This window comes from Klebsiella sp. CSG-1, from assembly GCF_056521145.1.
Window position 1 is genome coordinate 590,322 of sequence record NZ_JBWNLD010000001.1, and the last position, 14,700, is coordinate 605,021.

Genomic DNA, 14,700 nt, shown 5'->3' on the forward strand with positions numbered 1-14,700 from the left:
TACACCGAAGGTCACACTATGTTTATGACACTATTTATTTATCTCGGAATTATCGGTTCCGTCGCCGCGCTGGCTTTATTTTCCCTGTCGCTGTTATGGATTGCCGTTTCAAATAACCCGGATAACACGGATATATAAACTTCATCGCAATTTAATCTTCCGCTAAAGGCCAGCACCTCGACGCTATCTCTTCCTCAGACATCCTGTTGCATCGCTACCGGCTGCATTGCAGATAGCATAACGACGCATCTCTGGCCAACCGCTCCCTGTCCTGCCCCCGCATGTGGAAAGTCCGGCAACGCCTTTCATCACCGGACCGGGCATGCGTTTATTTTATCCCGCGACGTGAAACGTAATCCCGCGCGGCTTCTCCGGTGTAAATCTGGCGTGGACGGTAAATATTCAGCGGCGACTCATGCATTTCGTTCCAGTGTGCGACCCAACCCAGCGTACGCCCCACCGCGGTCATGACGACAAACATCGACGAAGGTAGACCCATCGCTTTCAGGATCACGGCGGTATAGAAATCGACGCTCGGCGAAAGTCCATTCTCAACAAAGTAGGAATCGTTGAGCGCCACCTCTTCCAGAGCCATTGCCACCTGAAGCAGTCGGTCCGACATTCCCAGCTCCGCCAGCACCTTATGGCAGGTTTCGCGCAGAATGGCCGCCCGGGGATCGAGATATTTGTAGCGCGAGTTGCCAAAGCCCAGTCGGCGGAAAGCCAGAGGATCCCTTTTCACCTTACTGATAAACGCCGGGACCTGTTCGACGCTCTCAATATCCCCCAGCATTTGCATGCTGGCCTCGTTGGCGCCGCCGTGCATCGGCCCCCACATCGACGCCAGACCGGCCGCCACGCAGGCGAAGAGATTAGCCCCGGAGGAGCCGGCCGCACGAACCGTCGTGGTTGATGCACACTGCCCGTGATCGGCATGGAGCACCATAATCTGGTTCAAGGCTTGCTCAATAACCGGATTCACCTGGTACTTTTCCGCTGGAATCGCAAACAGCATATGCAGGAAATTCCCGGCATAAGAGAGATCGTTTCTTGGGTAGACCGCAGGTTGCTCGATAGAAAACTTATAGCTCATCGCCGCGAGGGTGGGCATTTTGGAAAGCAAGCGGGTGGCGGCCAGCGCACGATGCTCGGGGTTTTCGACATCCAGCACATCGTGATAGAACGCGGCCAGTGCGCCCACCATGGCACACATCAGCGCCATCGGATGGGAGTCGCGACGAAATCCGCTGCACATTTTCGCCATCTGTTCGTGCACCAGGGTGTGACGGGTAATTTTTTCCCGGAAGACCTGATAACTCTCCTCATCGGGCGCCTCGCCGTGCAGCATAATGTACGCCACCTCCAGGAATTCACACTGCCTGGCCAGCTGGTCTACCGGATAGCCACGGTGCAGCAGGACGCTATTTTCAGTATCGATATAGGAAATGGCCGACTCACAGCCGGCGGTATTGCTGAAGCCAGGGTCAAAACTGCATATTCCTGAATTCGCGAGCGCGCGGAGATCAATACCGAGGTGACCCAGCGTCCCGGACACCGTATTCAGAGGGATGGCCTCTTGTCCATCCAAAGAAAGTATTAACGGTTTCGTTCCCATCCTGTAAATTCCCCTCAACAGCCAACGCATGATCACCCTGAAGACATTCTTCAGGCCGAATTTCCAACATAGCCAGGGTGATGCGGCTATTCTTTGATATAAACGGTTAAACACGCGATAAAAGCGGGTTTTACCCGGGCTTCCTGTGCTCTAACCTGAATAAGGACTACCGTGTTAGCCAATACGCTTATTTTTGTCGTCGCCGCCATCCATATCTACATTCTGATCCTGGAGATGTTTTTGTGGGAGAGTCCGACCGGGCGCAAAGCATTCGGCCTTAGCGCCAGTTTTGCCCGCGAGACCCGGGTGATGGCAGCCAATCAGGGCCTGTATAACGGTTTTTTGGCCGCGGGTTTGCTGTGGGGACTCTGGAGTCCAGAGAGCGGATTTGAGTTTAAAGCGTTCTTTCTGATCTGCGTGGTGATCGCCGGGCTGTTCGGCGCCGCAACCGCCAGCCGAAAAATACTGTATGTGCAGGCACTTCCGGCAACGGTGGCGCTGATAGCGCTGTACGTCAGCTAATGCAGGCGTCGGAGAAGACCGCCGTCGACTTTGACGGCGGGACGTGAGTCACTCTCCGGGCGGTAAGTGCCGGGATGCCTCCCAGGCCATTGGCGAAAGCACCCATATGCTGGCCACTTTATGGACCCGCGCATCGGACATCGCTGGCCCGATACTCAGCAGCGAAGCCATAAGCCACAACAGATAGACTCCTTTTCTCTTCATCTCGGCGACTCCTCATCGCTGCGCACGGAATCTGGCGCCGGCTTGTGTCGTTCAATAATCGACAGGCAGCCTACCAGTACAACAATAACGGCCCCGAAGATCAGGCTGACGACGTTGGCGCCAAAGCCAAAACCGCCGTTTTCAACCGGCTGTGACAACAGATCGCCGCAGGCGGCACCGAAGGGACGGGTCAGGATATATGCCGCCCAGAAGCAGAACACCGCATTGGCACGGAAAACAAAGAGTGCCGTCGCAATGATTAAAATCCAGCCGCCAAAGAAGGCCGCTGCGCTGTAATAGCCCATGTTCAGCCCTTCAGCCAGACCATCCCCTACGGCTGTCCCCAGCGCAAAAGTAAACAAAATAGCCAACCAGTAGAACCGCTCTCTGACCCGGTTATCGATATGGTGAATGGACAGGGTCTTTTCCCGCGCGTACCACAGAACAAAAGTCACCAGCAGCGCCAGGGCGAAAAAGAGCGAGCTATAGGCTAGCGGTACATGCAAAGCATCGCTTAAATTGTCGGTCACCAGGGTCCCGAAAATGCTGATAAACACCACCGTCAGCCAATAGATCACCGGCTGATAGCGAGTTTCCCGCAGTTGAAAAACCAGAGTGACGAGCAACAGCCCGCCGACCACCCACGAAGTATTCAGCAGACCAAATCCCAAATCCATATTGAGATAATCGGCAGCGGTTTCCCCGACCGTGGTCGACATCATTTTAATTAACCAGAAGACCAGCGTGACCTCAGGCACTTTATTCAGCCACGGCGGCGATATTGTCGACGTATTCATATATCCCCTCTTATTACCTATCTTCTACTGGCACAGACCAGCGTTAACGTAGCGTGCAGACATACACCAATGCGGGCGGCAGATTGCGCATCACCACAATGCGCTGCCAGCGGAAATAGCGGGAAAGCAACGTTTCAGACAATGGGCTGTACTGAAACTGGATAAACAGTCCGTGCGCCGACATCTGTTGGCGGATCTGATTCAGAATGCGCATGCTGATACGCAGCGGAAGCGAGAGCAGCGGCAGGCAGGAAAAGACGATATCGTAGGGATTGATCAGCCTTTCCGCCGATGCGGCCACCACGTTAAGACGGCGATCGTCAATGGCCTGTAGCTGGCCGACGAATCCCGGATTAATTTCGTAGGCATCGAGCATCGCATCGCGGCGCATCCGCGACAGGATCCCTTTTGTTAACACACCGTTAGCCGCGCCCAGCTCGGCAATCGACAGGCTGACGCCCCAGTCAACCTGGTTCATCATCGCGCGACAGAGCGCGGCCGATGAAGGCAGCAGCGCCCCGGTCGTCCTCGGGTCGGCAATAAACTGGCGCAGGTAAGAAGAACCGCGCGTCAACGCGGCTCCGGCAGAATGAGAAAATGGATTGTTATGCATGATTATCACCTGACGGTAGCGGATAATGGATTATCCGCTACCGTGGATGACTCTGGCTCAACGCCCGGATTACAATTTTGTTCGCTTGAGGGGGCTTTCGTTGCGCTCAGGCAGGAGCAATGAAAAACAGCTGCCCCTGTGCGGTGTGCTCGTCACGACTATCCTGCCGCCGTGCAGCTCCGCAATGGTTTTGACCAGCGCCAACCCCAGACCGGTGTTCTCAGCGTTGCTACGGGCGTCATCCAGTCGGTAAAAACGGTCGAAAATATGCGGCAAATGTTCGGGGCTGATGCCTTCGCCATTATCTTCGACGCTGAGCACAATCTGACCATTTTCCCGCCCGGCGCGCAGCACAATTTTACCGCCGGAGGGCGTGTGGCGTAGCGCATTGGACAACAGGTTCGACAGCGCACGCTGCAGATGAATCGGGTCAGCGTAAAAATCCACTTCCCCTTCGCTGATCAGGGTGATGTTCTTCTCCTCCGCCAGCACATCATAGAGGTTTATCTGACGCGCAAACTCCGTCGCACTGGTGAGGTGTTCAAGATGCAGCGGCTCACGGCTGTTATCGGCCCGGGCGAGGAACAGCATCGATGAAATCATTCGCGACAGGCGCTCGCCCTCTTCCACAATGGCCGCCAGCGTGTCCCGGTACTCTTCCGCGCTGCGAGCTTTGCTTTGCGTTACGCTGGCGGCGGAAATCAGATTGTTGATGGGACCACGCAGCTCATGGGCTATATCCGATGAAAAACGGGTCAACTGCGTAAAAGAGGCTTCAAGACGGGTCATCATGCCGTCGAAGGATGCCGACAGCACATTCAGTTCCGACGGCCAGCGCTGGGTCGACAGGCGAGTGTGTAACTCCCCGGCGTGGATATGCTCAATCTCCCGGCTCATGGTGCGCAGCGGCAGTAACCCCCTTCGCGCCAGCCAGTAGCCAAGAGCAGAAAAGAGAACCACCGCCAGCGCCGCGACAATCTGCATTCGTTGCCAGTAGTCTTCAATGATCTCATTGTTTTTTGATACATTCAGCGCCGCCTGGACTCGCCACGGTTGATTATCTTTGAGGATAAATTCCGTTGAGACGATCAGATATTTTTCACTGACGTCGTGGCGGGAATATTTCCACTCGCTGTAGTGGAACTCACTGGACGGGGCCGGAAAATCCTGCTGCGGTACGTGCATATTTTTCGACTGCGCCCAGACCTTACCGTCCGGGCTGATAATACGTAGCGACAGCCGTTCCTGACGAGCGATGAACTCGAATAGCTCCTGCTGCCAGAGATCCTTCGGCCCCTGGCGCTCGCTGATGGTGGTTGCTATCTCCTGTTGAAAACGCAGCGTACTGCGTAGCTCGTCGATATCCTTCTGCCCGAGCTGGTTACGCATCGTCGAGTACAGCAGGCCGGTCACGCTGTACAATACCAGCCCCATGGCAAGGGAGAAGTAGAGCGTCAGTCGCAGCGTTATCGGAAAATTACGCGGAATCAGCATCATTCCTCTCTTCCAGTACGTATCCCGCGCCACGGATGGTATGCAGCAGCTTCACCTCATACCCGTCGTCGATTTTGCTACGCAGGCGGCGGACTGCAACATCAATCACGTTGGTCTCCGGGTCAAAATTCATATCCCACACCTGTTCGGCCAGCACGGTACGCGACAGCACTTCGCCACGGCGGCGCATCAGCAAACTCAGCAGCAGAAACTCCTTTTGCGTCAACTCAATACGTTTACCATTACGCGACGCCCGGTGCTTGAGAAAATCGAGTTGCAGATCGCTTATCTGCAGCACAGCCTCCTCGCTGCTGGCGGCATGAGGTGCGCCACGGCGCATAATTACCCGTACTCTCGCCAGCAGTTCGCTGAAAGAGAAAGGCTTAATCAGGTAATCTTCCGCCCCCAGCTCCAGGCCACATACCCGGTCTTCAACGTCATCACGGGCGGTGAGAAACATCACCGGCGTCAGCTTTCCTGCCTGTCGGGCCAGCTCCAGGATTTTCCAGCCATTCATCCCCGGCAGCATCACGTCGAGAATCGCCAGATTGTAGTCGTTAGTCAGCAAAAAGTGTAAACCGTCCACGCCATCGTGCGCGACATCGACCACAAAGTCGTTCTCCCGCAGCCCCCTGGCGATATAGTCCGCCGCCATCGTTTGATCTTCGACCAGCAGTAGTCTCATTGTGCCTCCGTCTGCGGCGCCAGGGCCGCACTTTTCCGCCCAGTTTTCTCAAAGAGAAGATACAGCACCGGGGTAATAAACAGGGTAATAAATTGCGAAAACACCAGCCCGCCCACCACGGCATTGAGATCGTTTTCCGCAAGCGTTAACGAGATCCCCACCGGGTCAAATTGATGAACGGTAACCAGCGGTAGACTGCTGCCCGGCTGCACCAGACTACCGGGATGTACATTGAGCGCGCCTGTTTTGCCGCTCACCGGAGCATAAATCCGCGTATAGCCCAGCTGCGCTTCGGCACTAAGAATATCTTCCTGCGCCGCCTGCGCCTGGGCCACATATTGTTGGCGGATACTGAGCAAAGTCTCCCAGTCGGAGGCTGAAATGTCGTTCTGCGCCTTCAACGCACGGCCACGCGCCAGATCCCGCTGCGCTTTATCCAGCTGCGATTGCGCCTGCTCCCGGGACGCCTGGTCCCGATGCAGAGTTGCCTGTTGCGTGGAATCCTCGAGAGTAAACAGCAGCTGTCCCTGCCGGACAAATGCCCCTTCCTGAAACGCCACGCGCTTAACCGTTCCGGTAATTTGCGATTGGATATCAACCTGATTAAGCGAGACCACATGCCCTTGCGTCGTCAGACTCAGTGGCAGCGAGGTGAGCTGCGCCGAAGACAAACTCACTAACGGCGGCGGCGCGTTTTTCGGGGAGGCTGATACGGCATTCTGGCGGAAAAAAAACAGATACAGCGCAAGGGGGCCTGCCAGCAGAAGGATGACCGGAAAGGGTCTGATGCGTAATACGTTCATGGCTCTATGCCGTCAGAAAAACAGTCATACCAGTCTACTCACCGCCGCCCGACAAAAAGGCGCCAGCCGAATGACAATTTTGTCATCTGCGTGGCGAAACGCAGCCCCTGATGGTGAGCAAAAATGGATAACGTGAGCGGTTTTTATACCTATTTGATGAATGCAATAGACGCATTAAAAAGTTAATATTAATCCCCGCATCAGAACGGATTCAGGCCGGATGTAATATTTAATCGCCGCAGAGCGAACCTGCAATAACCATCGCATTACCGTTTCAGGCAAGGTTTAAAAAATGAAAAAAATCATAGTAATAATTCTGGTTGCCGCGTTTGGCGTCATGTCGGTTTCTGCAATCGCCTGTCCGAAAGGTACCCATCCGCATGGCGGAACAGGTTCACATCATGCTGGCGGTACCTGTTATTAATCATTATGGCGACCACGGTCGCCATTTTTAATAACGACCATTCTGCGTTCGCTTACTGAAATCGACTCATAAATTAATAAAATTATACCTCTCCCCCAATGCCTCCCCATATATTTTTCTATGGCCTGCCCCTGACTCTTTATCATGCAATTTTTATTCTGGAGGGTTCTCATATAACGGTAATCTTCATTGGCCCCAAATTGCACTCAAATTTACGTACGGGAGAATTTTCTATATACAGACAAAATATGTTGATTCAGTTTCCTCAAAACGTAAAATCCGTTATTTTATTTAAATAGTTAGCAAAAAATTGAACCAACATACGTGATGTTTCAAAAGCAAAATCTCACCGTTAAGCTGTCGAGGCTTACAGATTCTGCTGATGCCATTCTTTGATCATCGCCTTCGAGATCTCTTTCTTGTAGCAGATGGGTGAAGCCCCACCGGCTTTGCTCCAGGCGCTGCGGCGGCCGCATGAGCTTCCGTTGCGTGCCGTATTAAATGGACAGGCGCAGGTGCCGGGATAGGATGCGATAGAGTCGTCGATAATTCTTTGCTTAACCTGGTCATCAGTTAGCTGGTTAGATTTGGCGATGGCCATCTCTGATACAAAAACGAAGACGGCAGCGAGTACGACAGTCGTGACTGATTTTATATTCATTTGGCTCTCTCGAGCGTTAGAGGAACCTCCAGGATATTCACTGAAATGTTAGTCAATATTGATCTTTCGCAATTGCCTGTGATGCTCCATTAAAAATGGTAGGTCAACTACGAGCTTTACCTCAACACTCACAACAGGCGTTATTGACCTGCCCGCGCATTAAAAGCCTGTGCCAGGCCTAATGCCTCACCTCGGGCTATCGTCGTCTCTTTGCCAGTTTCACTCAGGACTAAAAACGATAACACGCCACTCCTGACATACATAGCCAGAACACGCCGTTTCTGCCTGTAAATAAGATATGGGCATTTTATCAGTGGGGGATGATTCTACATGTAACGTTCAAACTGCCACGCTGCGATGGCCACCAGCATGCACAAAACGATGAGAACAACGCCCAGCACCCTGCGTCTCGTATAGAGCGCCACTCCTGCAGAGAGTCCAGTTAATGTCAGCGTGACTGGCCAGCCAGCAATTGCCGTCAGGTAGGCCACAATCAGGTAGTCCTTTATCAATTCACTTTCCTCTAACCAGATTGTCGGGTCGAGCGGGTGGCCGCCTGTTGGTTAATTCAGTCCGGCGTTCCGCTTTCTGTTGTGCGGGAAATGGGAGTGCATAAAGATGGTACGCAGATATGCCCATTTTGCAGCTAACCATTTAACTGAGTATGCGCGACAAATTGACTCGATTTTGCAGAAAATGTCCCAAATATGTCCCACGAAGGAGTATCAGCGACTGGAGAAAGTTGATTATTGCTTGATTTTGAATGGTACGCCCTACAGGGTTCGAACCTGTGACCTACGGCTTAGAAGAAAGTAGAGCGTTAAATAACACACTGTAATCACACATGTTTTCCGCGTTCGCATCCGGTTTTGTGTCGTTTCGTGTCGTTTAAATACATCCCTGTCTTTATCGTGCATTCCTGTCACGCCACATCTACGACACAGCAGCCTCGAGCTGACAGCGACTAAACAACCGCATTGTCCTGGCGCACATCGCAGATAGTAAACGTCACGACACCGATGACAGTAACATCATCAAGGGCTTCACCCTCGATCGCTTCGCCATCTTCGGTAATCAGTGACTTTCCTCTTGGCGTGGCAAGCTCCGTCCCGCCGCCGTGCTGGATCAGAACCTGACTACCATGCTTTGGCTTCAGGGATATATCCAGCACAACGTAACCGCCTTATGAGAAGCGAGAACCAACCGAGGAAAAATCTGCCGGGAGAATTTGTGCAGCTGTCTGTGTGGTTGCGGTTAGATCGTCTTTTCTACATCGATAGAATTTACCAGCACATGCAATCGGGAACGATGCAGAGGTGCCGATATATTTTTGCGTTGGTGCCACCGGTAAGGCTGTGACCACTTCCGTATATGCCACCGCCACCAGATGCCATAGAATCACCTCTTAAATGCTGATGCCACGGCGGGCGTAGTAGTCCTTGAAGTACTCGTAAATTGAATTTATTTCCGTATCAGATAATACACGGTCAAAAATCAATGCTGCGCCGATATCAGATGCCTCAACGACCTCACTTGTAATATTTCGACCAATCCTGTATTTCAGTTCAGGGTTTACAATGGCTTCAAATGTATCTGCCGGGGAATAGTCCACTTTCAGGTAATGCCCGATGACTTTGTCATGCAGCTCCACCGATTTTGAGAACGACAGTGACTTCCGTCCCAGCCTTGCCAGATGTTGTCTCAGATTCAGGTTATGTCGCTCAATGCGCTGAGTGTAACGCTTGCTGATAACGTGCAGCTTTCCCTTCAGGCGTGATTCATACAGCGGCCAGCCATCCGTCATCCATACCACGACCTCAAAGGCCGACAGCACTCCAGTGTGGCCAGAGTGCGTTCACCGAAGACGTGCGCCACAACCGTCCTCCGTATCCTGTCATACGCGTAAAACAACCAGCGCTGGCGTGATTTAGCGCCGACGTAACCCCACTGTTCGTCCATTTCCGCGCAAACAATGACGTCACTGCCCGGTTGTATGCGTGAGTTTACCGACTGCGGCCTGAGTTTTTTAAGTGTCGTAAAATCGTGTTGAGGCCAACGCCCATAATGCGTGCACTGGCGCGACATCCGACGCCATTCATGGCCATATCAATAATTTTCTGGTGTATACGGGCTGAGAGGCGGTGTAAGTGAACTGTAGCTGCCATGTTTTACGGCAGTGAGAGCAGAGATAGCGCTGATGTCCGGCAGTACTTTTACCGTTACGCACCACGCCTTCAGTAGCAGAGCAGGAGGGACCACTGATGGAGATGGAAGCCACGGGAGCACCTCAAAAACACCATCATACACTAAATCAGTAAGTTGGCAGCATTACCCCCACATTTTTTTGTTGCAATGCACACATAAAAAGATAACAATTGGTTACCCCTGTTACTATGTGAGCATATACAACTTGTTCAATTTCGCCATTTGGTTGCGATAGCCAAGGGCGGTAGCGTAGTATTTTACATATAAGCAAAAAATTAATATACAAGCAAGTCAAATGGAAAAGATATTAACGATAGTACGACATAAACCAGGTAGGTTCCGTTTTTTATTAAGAGCATTACATTCTGTTTATAACCAAACATTCAAGGAAGTAAAAGTAGCAATATATTGCATGGGTGCTGAACAGGATCTCTCTAAAGATGAGTATTCGTATATTAACACAATCCAGGAAAAATATAACCTTAGTCTAATACCGTTCAATCAAGATGTATCAGAAATAATTAAAAAAAGTGATTGTGAATATATATGTTTTTTAGATGATGACGATACCTGGGCTCCAGAGTATCTATCTCGCATTTCAAGTACGCTTACAGCGACACGTCTTAAATACCCGTCAATCAATGCCATAGCATGCCACAGTAATAAAGTGGTAGAGGTTGCGGAGAGAAATAGAATAATTATTAACACAACATACCCATGGAATCATTACTTAGCAGTTGGCCCGCTTAGTTTTGATGTAATTCATTACAAGAATAGCCTTCCAATTTCATCATGTTTTTTTGTTAAGAACTCAATATTTAATATTATAAATAAACATAACTTTTCTTCGCCATCTTTCTTTTGGCCCTTCTTAATTGATTATTTATCACAAAATGATCTTTGGATTCTTCCAGAACCTTTAGCATTCTATCATTTTAGAGAAATTACCGATTTCAAGTACGGCAATTTCACAGAGATTAACAGAGAAGAATGTGAGATTGATTATAGATTAATGATTAACAATATGATGAGAGATAGCAAAAACTCTACGCTATTAAACACACTCCTATCAAACCTAACTAATAGCAATATGGTATATAAACTATCCAACATTGAAAACAAATTAAATGAAAGAAAATAAAATGAATATAGAAAAATATGACACGGTAAGCTTTGATATATTTGACACATTAGTTAGCAGGAGAATATATCGCCCAGCAGATCTTTTCTCACTAATGCAAATTGAAATAGCCAATAATTCTAATATTTTATTATCTGGCCATGAAGAAATAATAGATAACTTCGCTGAAATGAGGGTCCAGGCCGAAGTTTCAGCGAGAGCTAAACGAGTCAATAAATTCGGAGGTGAACCAGAAGTTACTATTTTTGAAATATATGATGAAATTAAAGAGTTAAACGTTGGCATCTCAAAAGAAATTATCAACCAACTTATTCAACTGGAAATCAGCACTGAAAAAGCAGTATTATATAAAAATAATTCAGGATATAAACTATTTCAGGCAGCAGTAAAAAATGGCTCGAAAATAATTATAATAAGCGACATGTATTTCCCAACTAGTATTTTAAAGGAATTGTTAATTTCATGCGGCTATAATGTTGATAACATCCCCATATACTCATCAGGAGAAATGCGCGCATCAAAAAATAGCGGGGAATTATATACTCTTATAAAAGAACGTGAGAAACCTCGTCAAAATTCTTGGCTACATGTTGGAGATAATCCTCGTTCTGATATAAGTAATGCTAAAAAACATGGAATCCATACAATTCAAGCGGACTGGTCTGAATACGAGCATGGCACATCTTTTCATTGGAGAGCAAAAGATGTTGTTGGCGAATCATTATATAAAGCTTTATCACTTAAACAAACCTCATCATTTTACACAAAAGATCCATTAACTGAGATTGGTTTTAAAGTATTTGGGCCTTTACTTTTAGGCTATATATCATGGATGTCAAACCAGTTAAAAGTCCATAAAATTGATAAAGCTCTTTTCCTTGCTCGTGACGCACACTTAATTTACAAAATTTATAACAAATACTTTTCAGACGATCAGATAGAAAGCGAATATGTGTATATTTCTCGTGCCTCTTCTTATATGATAGGTATGACAGACTGGCCAATGCATAGAATATGGCATCTTTTTGGCGGTAAAAATAAAAAGAGTCTAAAGAAAATTCTTTCTATAGCTGGATTAGACGCCAAAAAATATATTTCAGATATACACAACGTTGGTTTTCCCAACGAGGAATATATACCTAAACAAGGTGATGAACATAAAGTTCACTGGCTAATAAATAAACTATTTTCTAATATCTTATTAAAAAACACTCAAAATAGAAATGAGTATTCTGGTTATTTTAAAAAAGCTTGTGGTGAACATAAAAATATTGCATTGATAGATGTTGGCTGGATGGGGAATATACAATCCGTTTTCGCTCGCTCACTTAGCGATGGCTGGGCTACTAAGAATATACACGGATTTTATTTGGCAACATTTCATGGTGCAAATGATAACCGCTCAATATACAATAAAATGTTTGGTTGGTTAGCGAACTACGGTATACCTCAAGAAAAATGTGATCTTTTCTTTGCTGGTGGCATTGAACTGATGGAGTTCGCTATGGCTGACAACACAGGCTCCACAATAGGTTATAAAAAGACTGCTGACGGCATTATCCCCGTAAGAGAAAAAAACAGTGATTCTGAGGTTAGCTATTTAAATAAAGCACAGCGACTTCAGTCAGGAATCATTGCTTTTTTCGAATATTTACATCCTTTATTAAATAAAGAAAATATTGATGAGTTAAACAGTACAACACTGTCTGAGCCATTCTTTCAATTAGTCTCTAATCCAACAACCTACCAAATTGAGGCATTGTCGTCACTCACTCATTCAGAATCGGTTGGAGGTAACGCGGAAAGGATTATGCTGGCAAAAAAACTACCTTTAAAAGAAAGGCTGTTCCCCGGTAAAATTTACGCATCAGAATTAGAGACCAGTTACTGGAAAGAGGGCTTCAAAAGATTAAACAGAAAGAAATTTTGGGCAGAATACAACTAATCTAAATCCATTATCTTTAAGAAGATTGATAATACTATAGGTTGTGTGTCGATAGCATCAATCTGCTTAAAAGCAATATCAATCCCCTGGCCGGTAACTCTTGTATACGGTTACCGGACAAAACATACAGCTCACCAGTCAACAACTGGACAGCCGCTAAGCCAAAGAGATTGAACTCACCTCACCGGGGGTATAGACTTGCCTTGATTCACAACAAATTGATTTCTTGAAAGAGATTTCTCTACCTCCCGGTTCCCGACCGTGAGGGATTTTTTTTTGCCAAACGTGCTGATATTCCCCCTTAACCCTTTATTTTATATGGCTATACCATTAGTATGCGCGCCGCTTTGTTATAAGAGGCGAGACAGTAGCAAGCATCATCATTTTGCCCTTCGGTAATACGAAGGGCTTTTTTGTCCTTAACTGATTGTTGGCTCGGTAGGCCATGTGATGCTTTCAGGATCGGAGGTGTCCACGACCTGAAGCGCTTTAATGTAAGCCATCCATTCCGTCAGACTAGCCTTATCGTCGTCGCTGATTGTTCCCAGCAGTAGCTCTGTTTGCCATACTGAGATGGTGTCTTTAGCAAAACTAATTAGCTTGGACCGATAATTTTCAGCAGCCGCTACCTCATCAGATGCCTTTTGTGTTACTGCCGCTGCCGTCATCTCCCAGGAATTGGATTCAGAGTTCCAGGTATAATATTTGTCTGGCCTGGCTTCTGAAATGACCATTACTCCATTTGATAGATACACATGCTTATTCGCATTTACAGCCTCAAACAGTTCAGAGTATTTTTCACTGGTTATTTCTTGCGCATCTGACGGTAGATTGTCGCCATACGTTAATGAATCGTCAAAGAATGATTGAGTTGTTACTGAAAATTTCACTTTAATATCCAATTGCAATATAAGAACCAGACATTGAGGCAGAAGCCTCACGACAAGAAACACCAAAGGTGGCACCCGTATTAGTTTTCGCTAAATTCCAGGCTATCTCCTGAGCGCCTGCGCCTGGTACATCAGAAGATCCTCCCGTAATAACCTGAAGAACTCCCGTTGGGAACGTAATCGGCCATGTAACATAAATCGACGAGTTTTCATAAACATTATCGGTACCGGCAGACGATGAGGTTTTCCCGGTGAACGTCCCCCACTGTAAAATCAAAGTGGAGGAATTACCGCTGACTGAAATAGGGATTTTGATATATCCACTACTGGACAACACGCCAGTAGCAAGGTCGGATTTTTCTGCCAATGCCGTATCGATACCAAGATTCGAGAGGGCCTGAGCAATTGCCTCTGAACCATCCGCCGCAATATCAGCAAACGGGTTTGAGCGGCTGAGAAACATTTTTGTCAGCGCCTGTAATACCTGTGTCGAATCATCTGGGTCTAGATCCATCCCGGAACTCTCAACAACATTCACCAGTTCAGTCTGAATCACGTTAAACCACGCAGCAACAAGCCGTGTTGGCGAAATACCACCAGCAACATTGCCGTCGGTAAACAATCCATCAAGCGCTGTTGACGGCTCAACATCACTAATTTTGAGCATGGAATATCCTCACTTCATTAAGCGATAGTTTTCA

At 48.2% G+C, this 14,700-nt stretch carries 15 protein-coding genes and 3 pseudogenes; 5 read left to right on the forward strand and 13 right to left on the reverse strand.

The annotated features are described in order from the left end of the window. The first annotated feature begins 24 nt into the window (after positions 1 to 24). Positions 25 to 138, forward strand: coding sequence for a YnaM/YnfT family protein (locus AC007G_RS02795; protein ID WP_350340430.1), 114 nt, complete (start codon positions 25 to 27; stop codon positions 136 to 138). 190 nt (positions 139 to 328) lie between these two features. Here the strand turns inward: AC007G_RS02795 and AC007G_RS02800 are convergent, their stop codons facing one another. Beyond that, positions 329 to 1,615 (reverse strand): citrate synthase, encoded by a 1,287-nt coding sequence (locus tag AC007G_RS02800; protein WP_032689146.1) that lies wholly within the window; start codon positions 1,613 to 1,615, stop codon positions 329 to 331. A gap of 171 nt (positions 1,616 to 1,786) precedes the next feature. Here AC007G_RS02800 and AC007G_RS02805 point away from each other — a divergent pair, with 171 nt between their 5' ends. Continuing rightward, positions 1,787 to 2,137, forward strand: coding sequence for a DUF1304 domain-containing protein (locus AC007G_RS02805; protein WP_032689148.1), 351 nt, complete (start codon positions 1,787 to 1,789; stop codon positions 2,135 to 2,137). A 48-nt stretch (positions 2,138 to 2,185) separates the two neighbouring features. Here the strand turns inward: AC007G_RS02805 and AC007G_RS02810 are convergent, their stop codons facing one another. From AC007G_RS02810 to AC007G_RS02845, 8 genes are all read right to left on the reverse strand, one after another. Continuing rightward, on the reverse strand, positions 2,186 to 2,341 hold the full coding sequence (locus tag AC007G_RS02810; RefSeq protein WP_155274647.1) for a hypothetical protein: 156 nt from the start codon (positions 2,339 to 2,341) through the stop codon (positions 2,186 to 2,188). Continuing rightward, positions 2,338 to 3,138 carry a COG4705 family protein gene (locus tag AC007G_RS02815; protein WP_142630426.1) on the reverse strand — a complete coding sequence of 267 codons (801 nt, stop codon included), beginning with the start codon at positions 3,136 to 3,138 and terminating at the stop codon, positions 2,338 to 2,340. Before AC007G_RS02815 ends, AC007G_RS02810 begins: the two co-directional genes overlap by 4 nt. Positions 3,139 to 3,181: 43 nt before the next feature. Further along, complete coding sequence (locus AC007G_RS02820; RefSeq protein WP_046853005.1) at positions 3,182 to 3,751, reverse strand: class I SAM-dependent methyltransferase; 570 nt, start codon at positions 3,749 to 3,751, stop codon at positions 3,182 to 3,184. 69 nt (positions 3,752 to 3,820) lie between these two features. Next, on the reverse strand, positions 3,821 to 5,248 hold the full coding sequence (locus tag AC007G_RS02825) for a heavy metal sensor histidine kinase (protein WP_227699615.1): 1,428 nt from the start codon (positions 5,246 to 5,248) through the stop codon (positions 3,821 to 3,823). Then, positions 5,229 to 5,930 (reverse strand): heavy metal response regulator transcription factor, encoded by a 702-nt coding sequence (locus AC007G_RS02830; protein WP_142630428.1) that lies wholly within the window; start codon positions 5,928 to 5,930, stop codon positions 5,229 to 5,231. The genes AC007G_RS02825 and AC007G_RS02830 overlap by 20 nt, the downstream gene beginning before the upstream one ends. Further along, positions 5,927 to 6,733, reverse strand: a complete 807-nt coding sequence (locus tag AC007G_RS02835) for an efflux RND transporter periplasmic adaptor subunit (RefSeq protein ID WP_260612542.1) — start codon at positions 6,731 to 6,733, stop codon at positions 5,927 to 5,929. The genes AC007G_RS02830 and AC007G_RS02835 overlap by 4 nt, the downstream gene beginning before the upstream one ends. Positions 6,734 to 7,524: 791 nt before the next feature. Further along, entirely contained in the window at positions 7,525 to 7,818 is a 294-nt protein-coding gene (locus AC007G_RS02840) for a hypothetical protein (protein WP_032689152.1), read from the reverse strand. A 326-nt stretch (positions 7,819 to 8,144) separates the two neighbouring features. After that, positions 8,145 to 8,330 carry a hypothetical protein gene (locus AC007G_RS02845; RefSeq protein WP_032689153.1) on the reverse strand — a complete coding sequence of 62 codons (186 nt, stop codon included), beginning with the start codon at positions 8,328 to 8,330 and terminating at the stop codon, positions 8,145 to 8,147. Positions 8,331 to 8,372: 42 nt separating this feature from the next. Between AC007G_RS02845 and AC007G_RS02850 the strand changes: the two are divergent. After that, positions 8,373 to 8,564, forward strand: a pseudogene (locus AC007G_RS02850) (integrase); the annotation flags it as partial. Positions 8,565 to 8,782: 218 nt separating this feature from the next. Here the strand turns inward: AC007G_RS02850 and AC007G_RS02855 are convergent. Beyond that, positions 8,783 to 9,001 (reverse strand): annotated as a pseudogene (locus AC007G_RS02855) (hypothetical protein); the annotation flags it as partial. Positions 9,002 to 9,421: 420 nt separating this feature from the next. Beyond that, positions 9,422 to 10,096 (reverse strand): annotated as a pseudogene (locus AC007G_RS02860) (IS1 family transposase); the annotation flags it as partial. Between the two features lie 222 nt (positions 10,097 to 10,318). Here AC007G_RS02860 and AC007G_RS02865 point away from each other — a divergent pair. Beyond that, entirely contained in the window at positions 10,319 to 11,164 is an 846-nt protein-coding gene (locus AC007G_RS02865; protein ID WP_479466534.1) for a glycosyltransferase family A protein, read from the forward strand. Position 11,165: 1 nt separating this feature from the next. Further along, the gene (locus tag AC007G_RS02870; protein ID WP_159212021.1) at positions 11,166 to 13,109 is read left to right on the forward strand and encodes an HAD family hydrolase; all 1,944 of its coding nucleotides are present in this window, start codon (positions 11,166 to 11,168) and stop codon (positions 13,107 to 13,109) included. A gap of 419 nt (positions 13,110 to 13,528) precedes the next feature. On the opposite strand, the gene AC007G_RS02875 is transcribed toward AC007G_RS02870, so the two are convergent. Both AC007G_RS02875 and AC007G_RS02880 read right to left on the reverse strand, forming a co-directional pair. Then, on the reverse strand, positions 13,529 to 14,017 hold the full coding sequence (locus tag AC007G_RS02875; protein WP_226957004.1) for a tail fiber assembly protein: 489 nt from the start codon (positions 14,015 to 14,017) through the stop codon (positions 13,529 to 13,531). Then, complete coding sequence (locus tag AC007G_RS02880) at positions 14,001 to 14,666, reverse strand: gp53-like domain-containing protein (RefSeq protein ID WP_194444919.1); 666 nt, start codon at positions 14,664 to 14,666, stop codon at positions 14,001 to 14,003. The genes AC007G_RS02875 and AC007G_RS02880 overlap by 17 nt, the downstream gene beginning before the upstream one ends. Between the last annotated feature and the right edge of the window lie 34 nt (positions 14,667 to 14,700).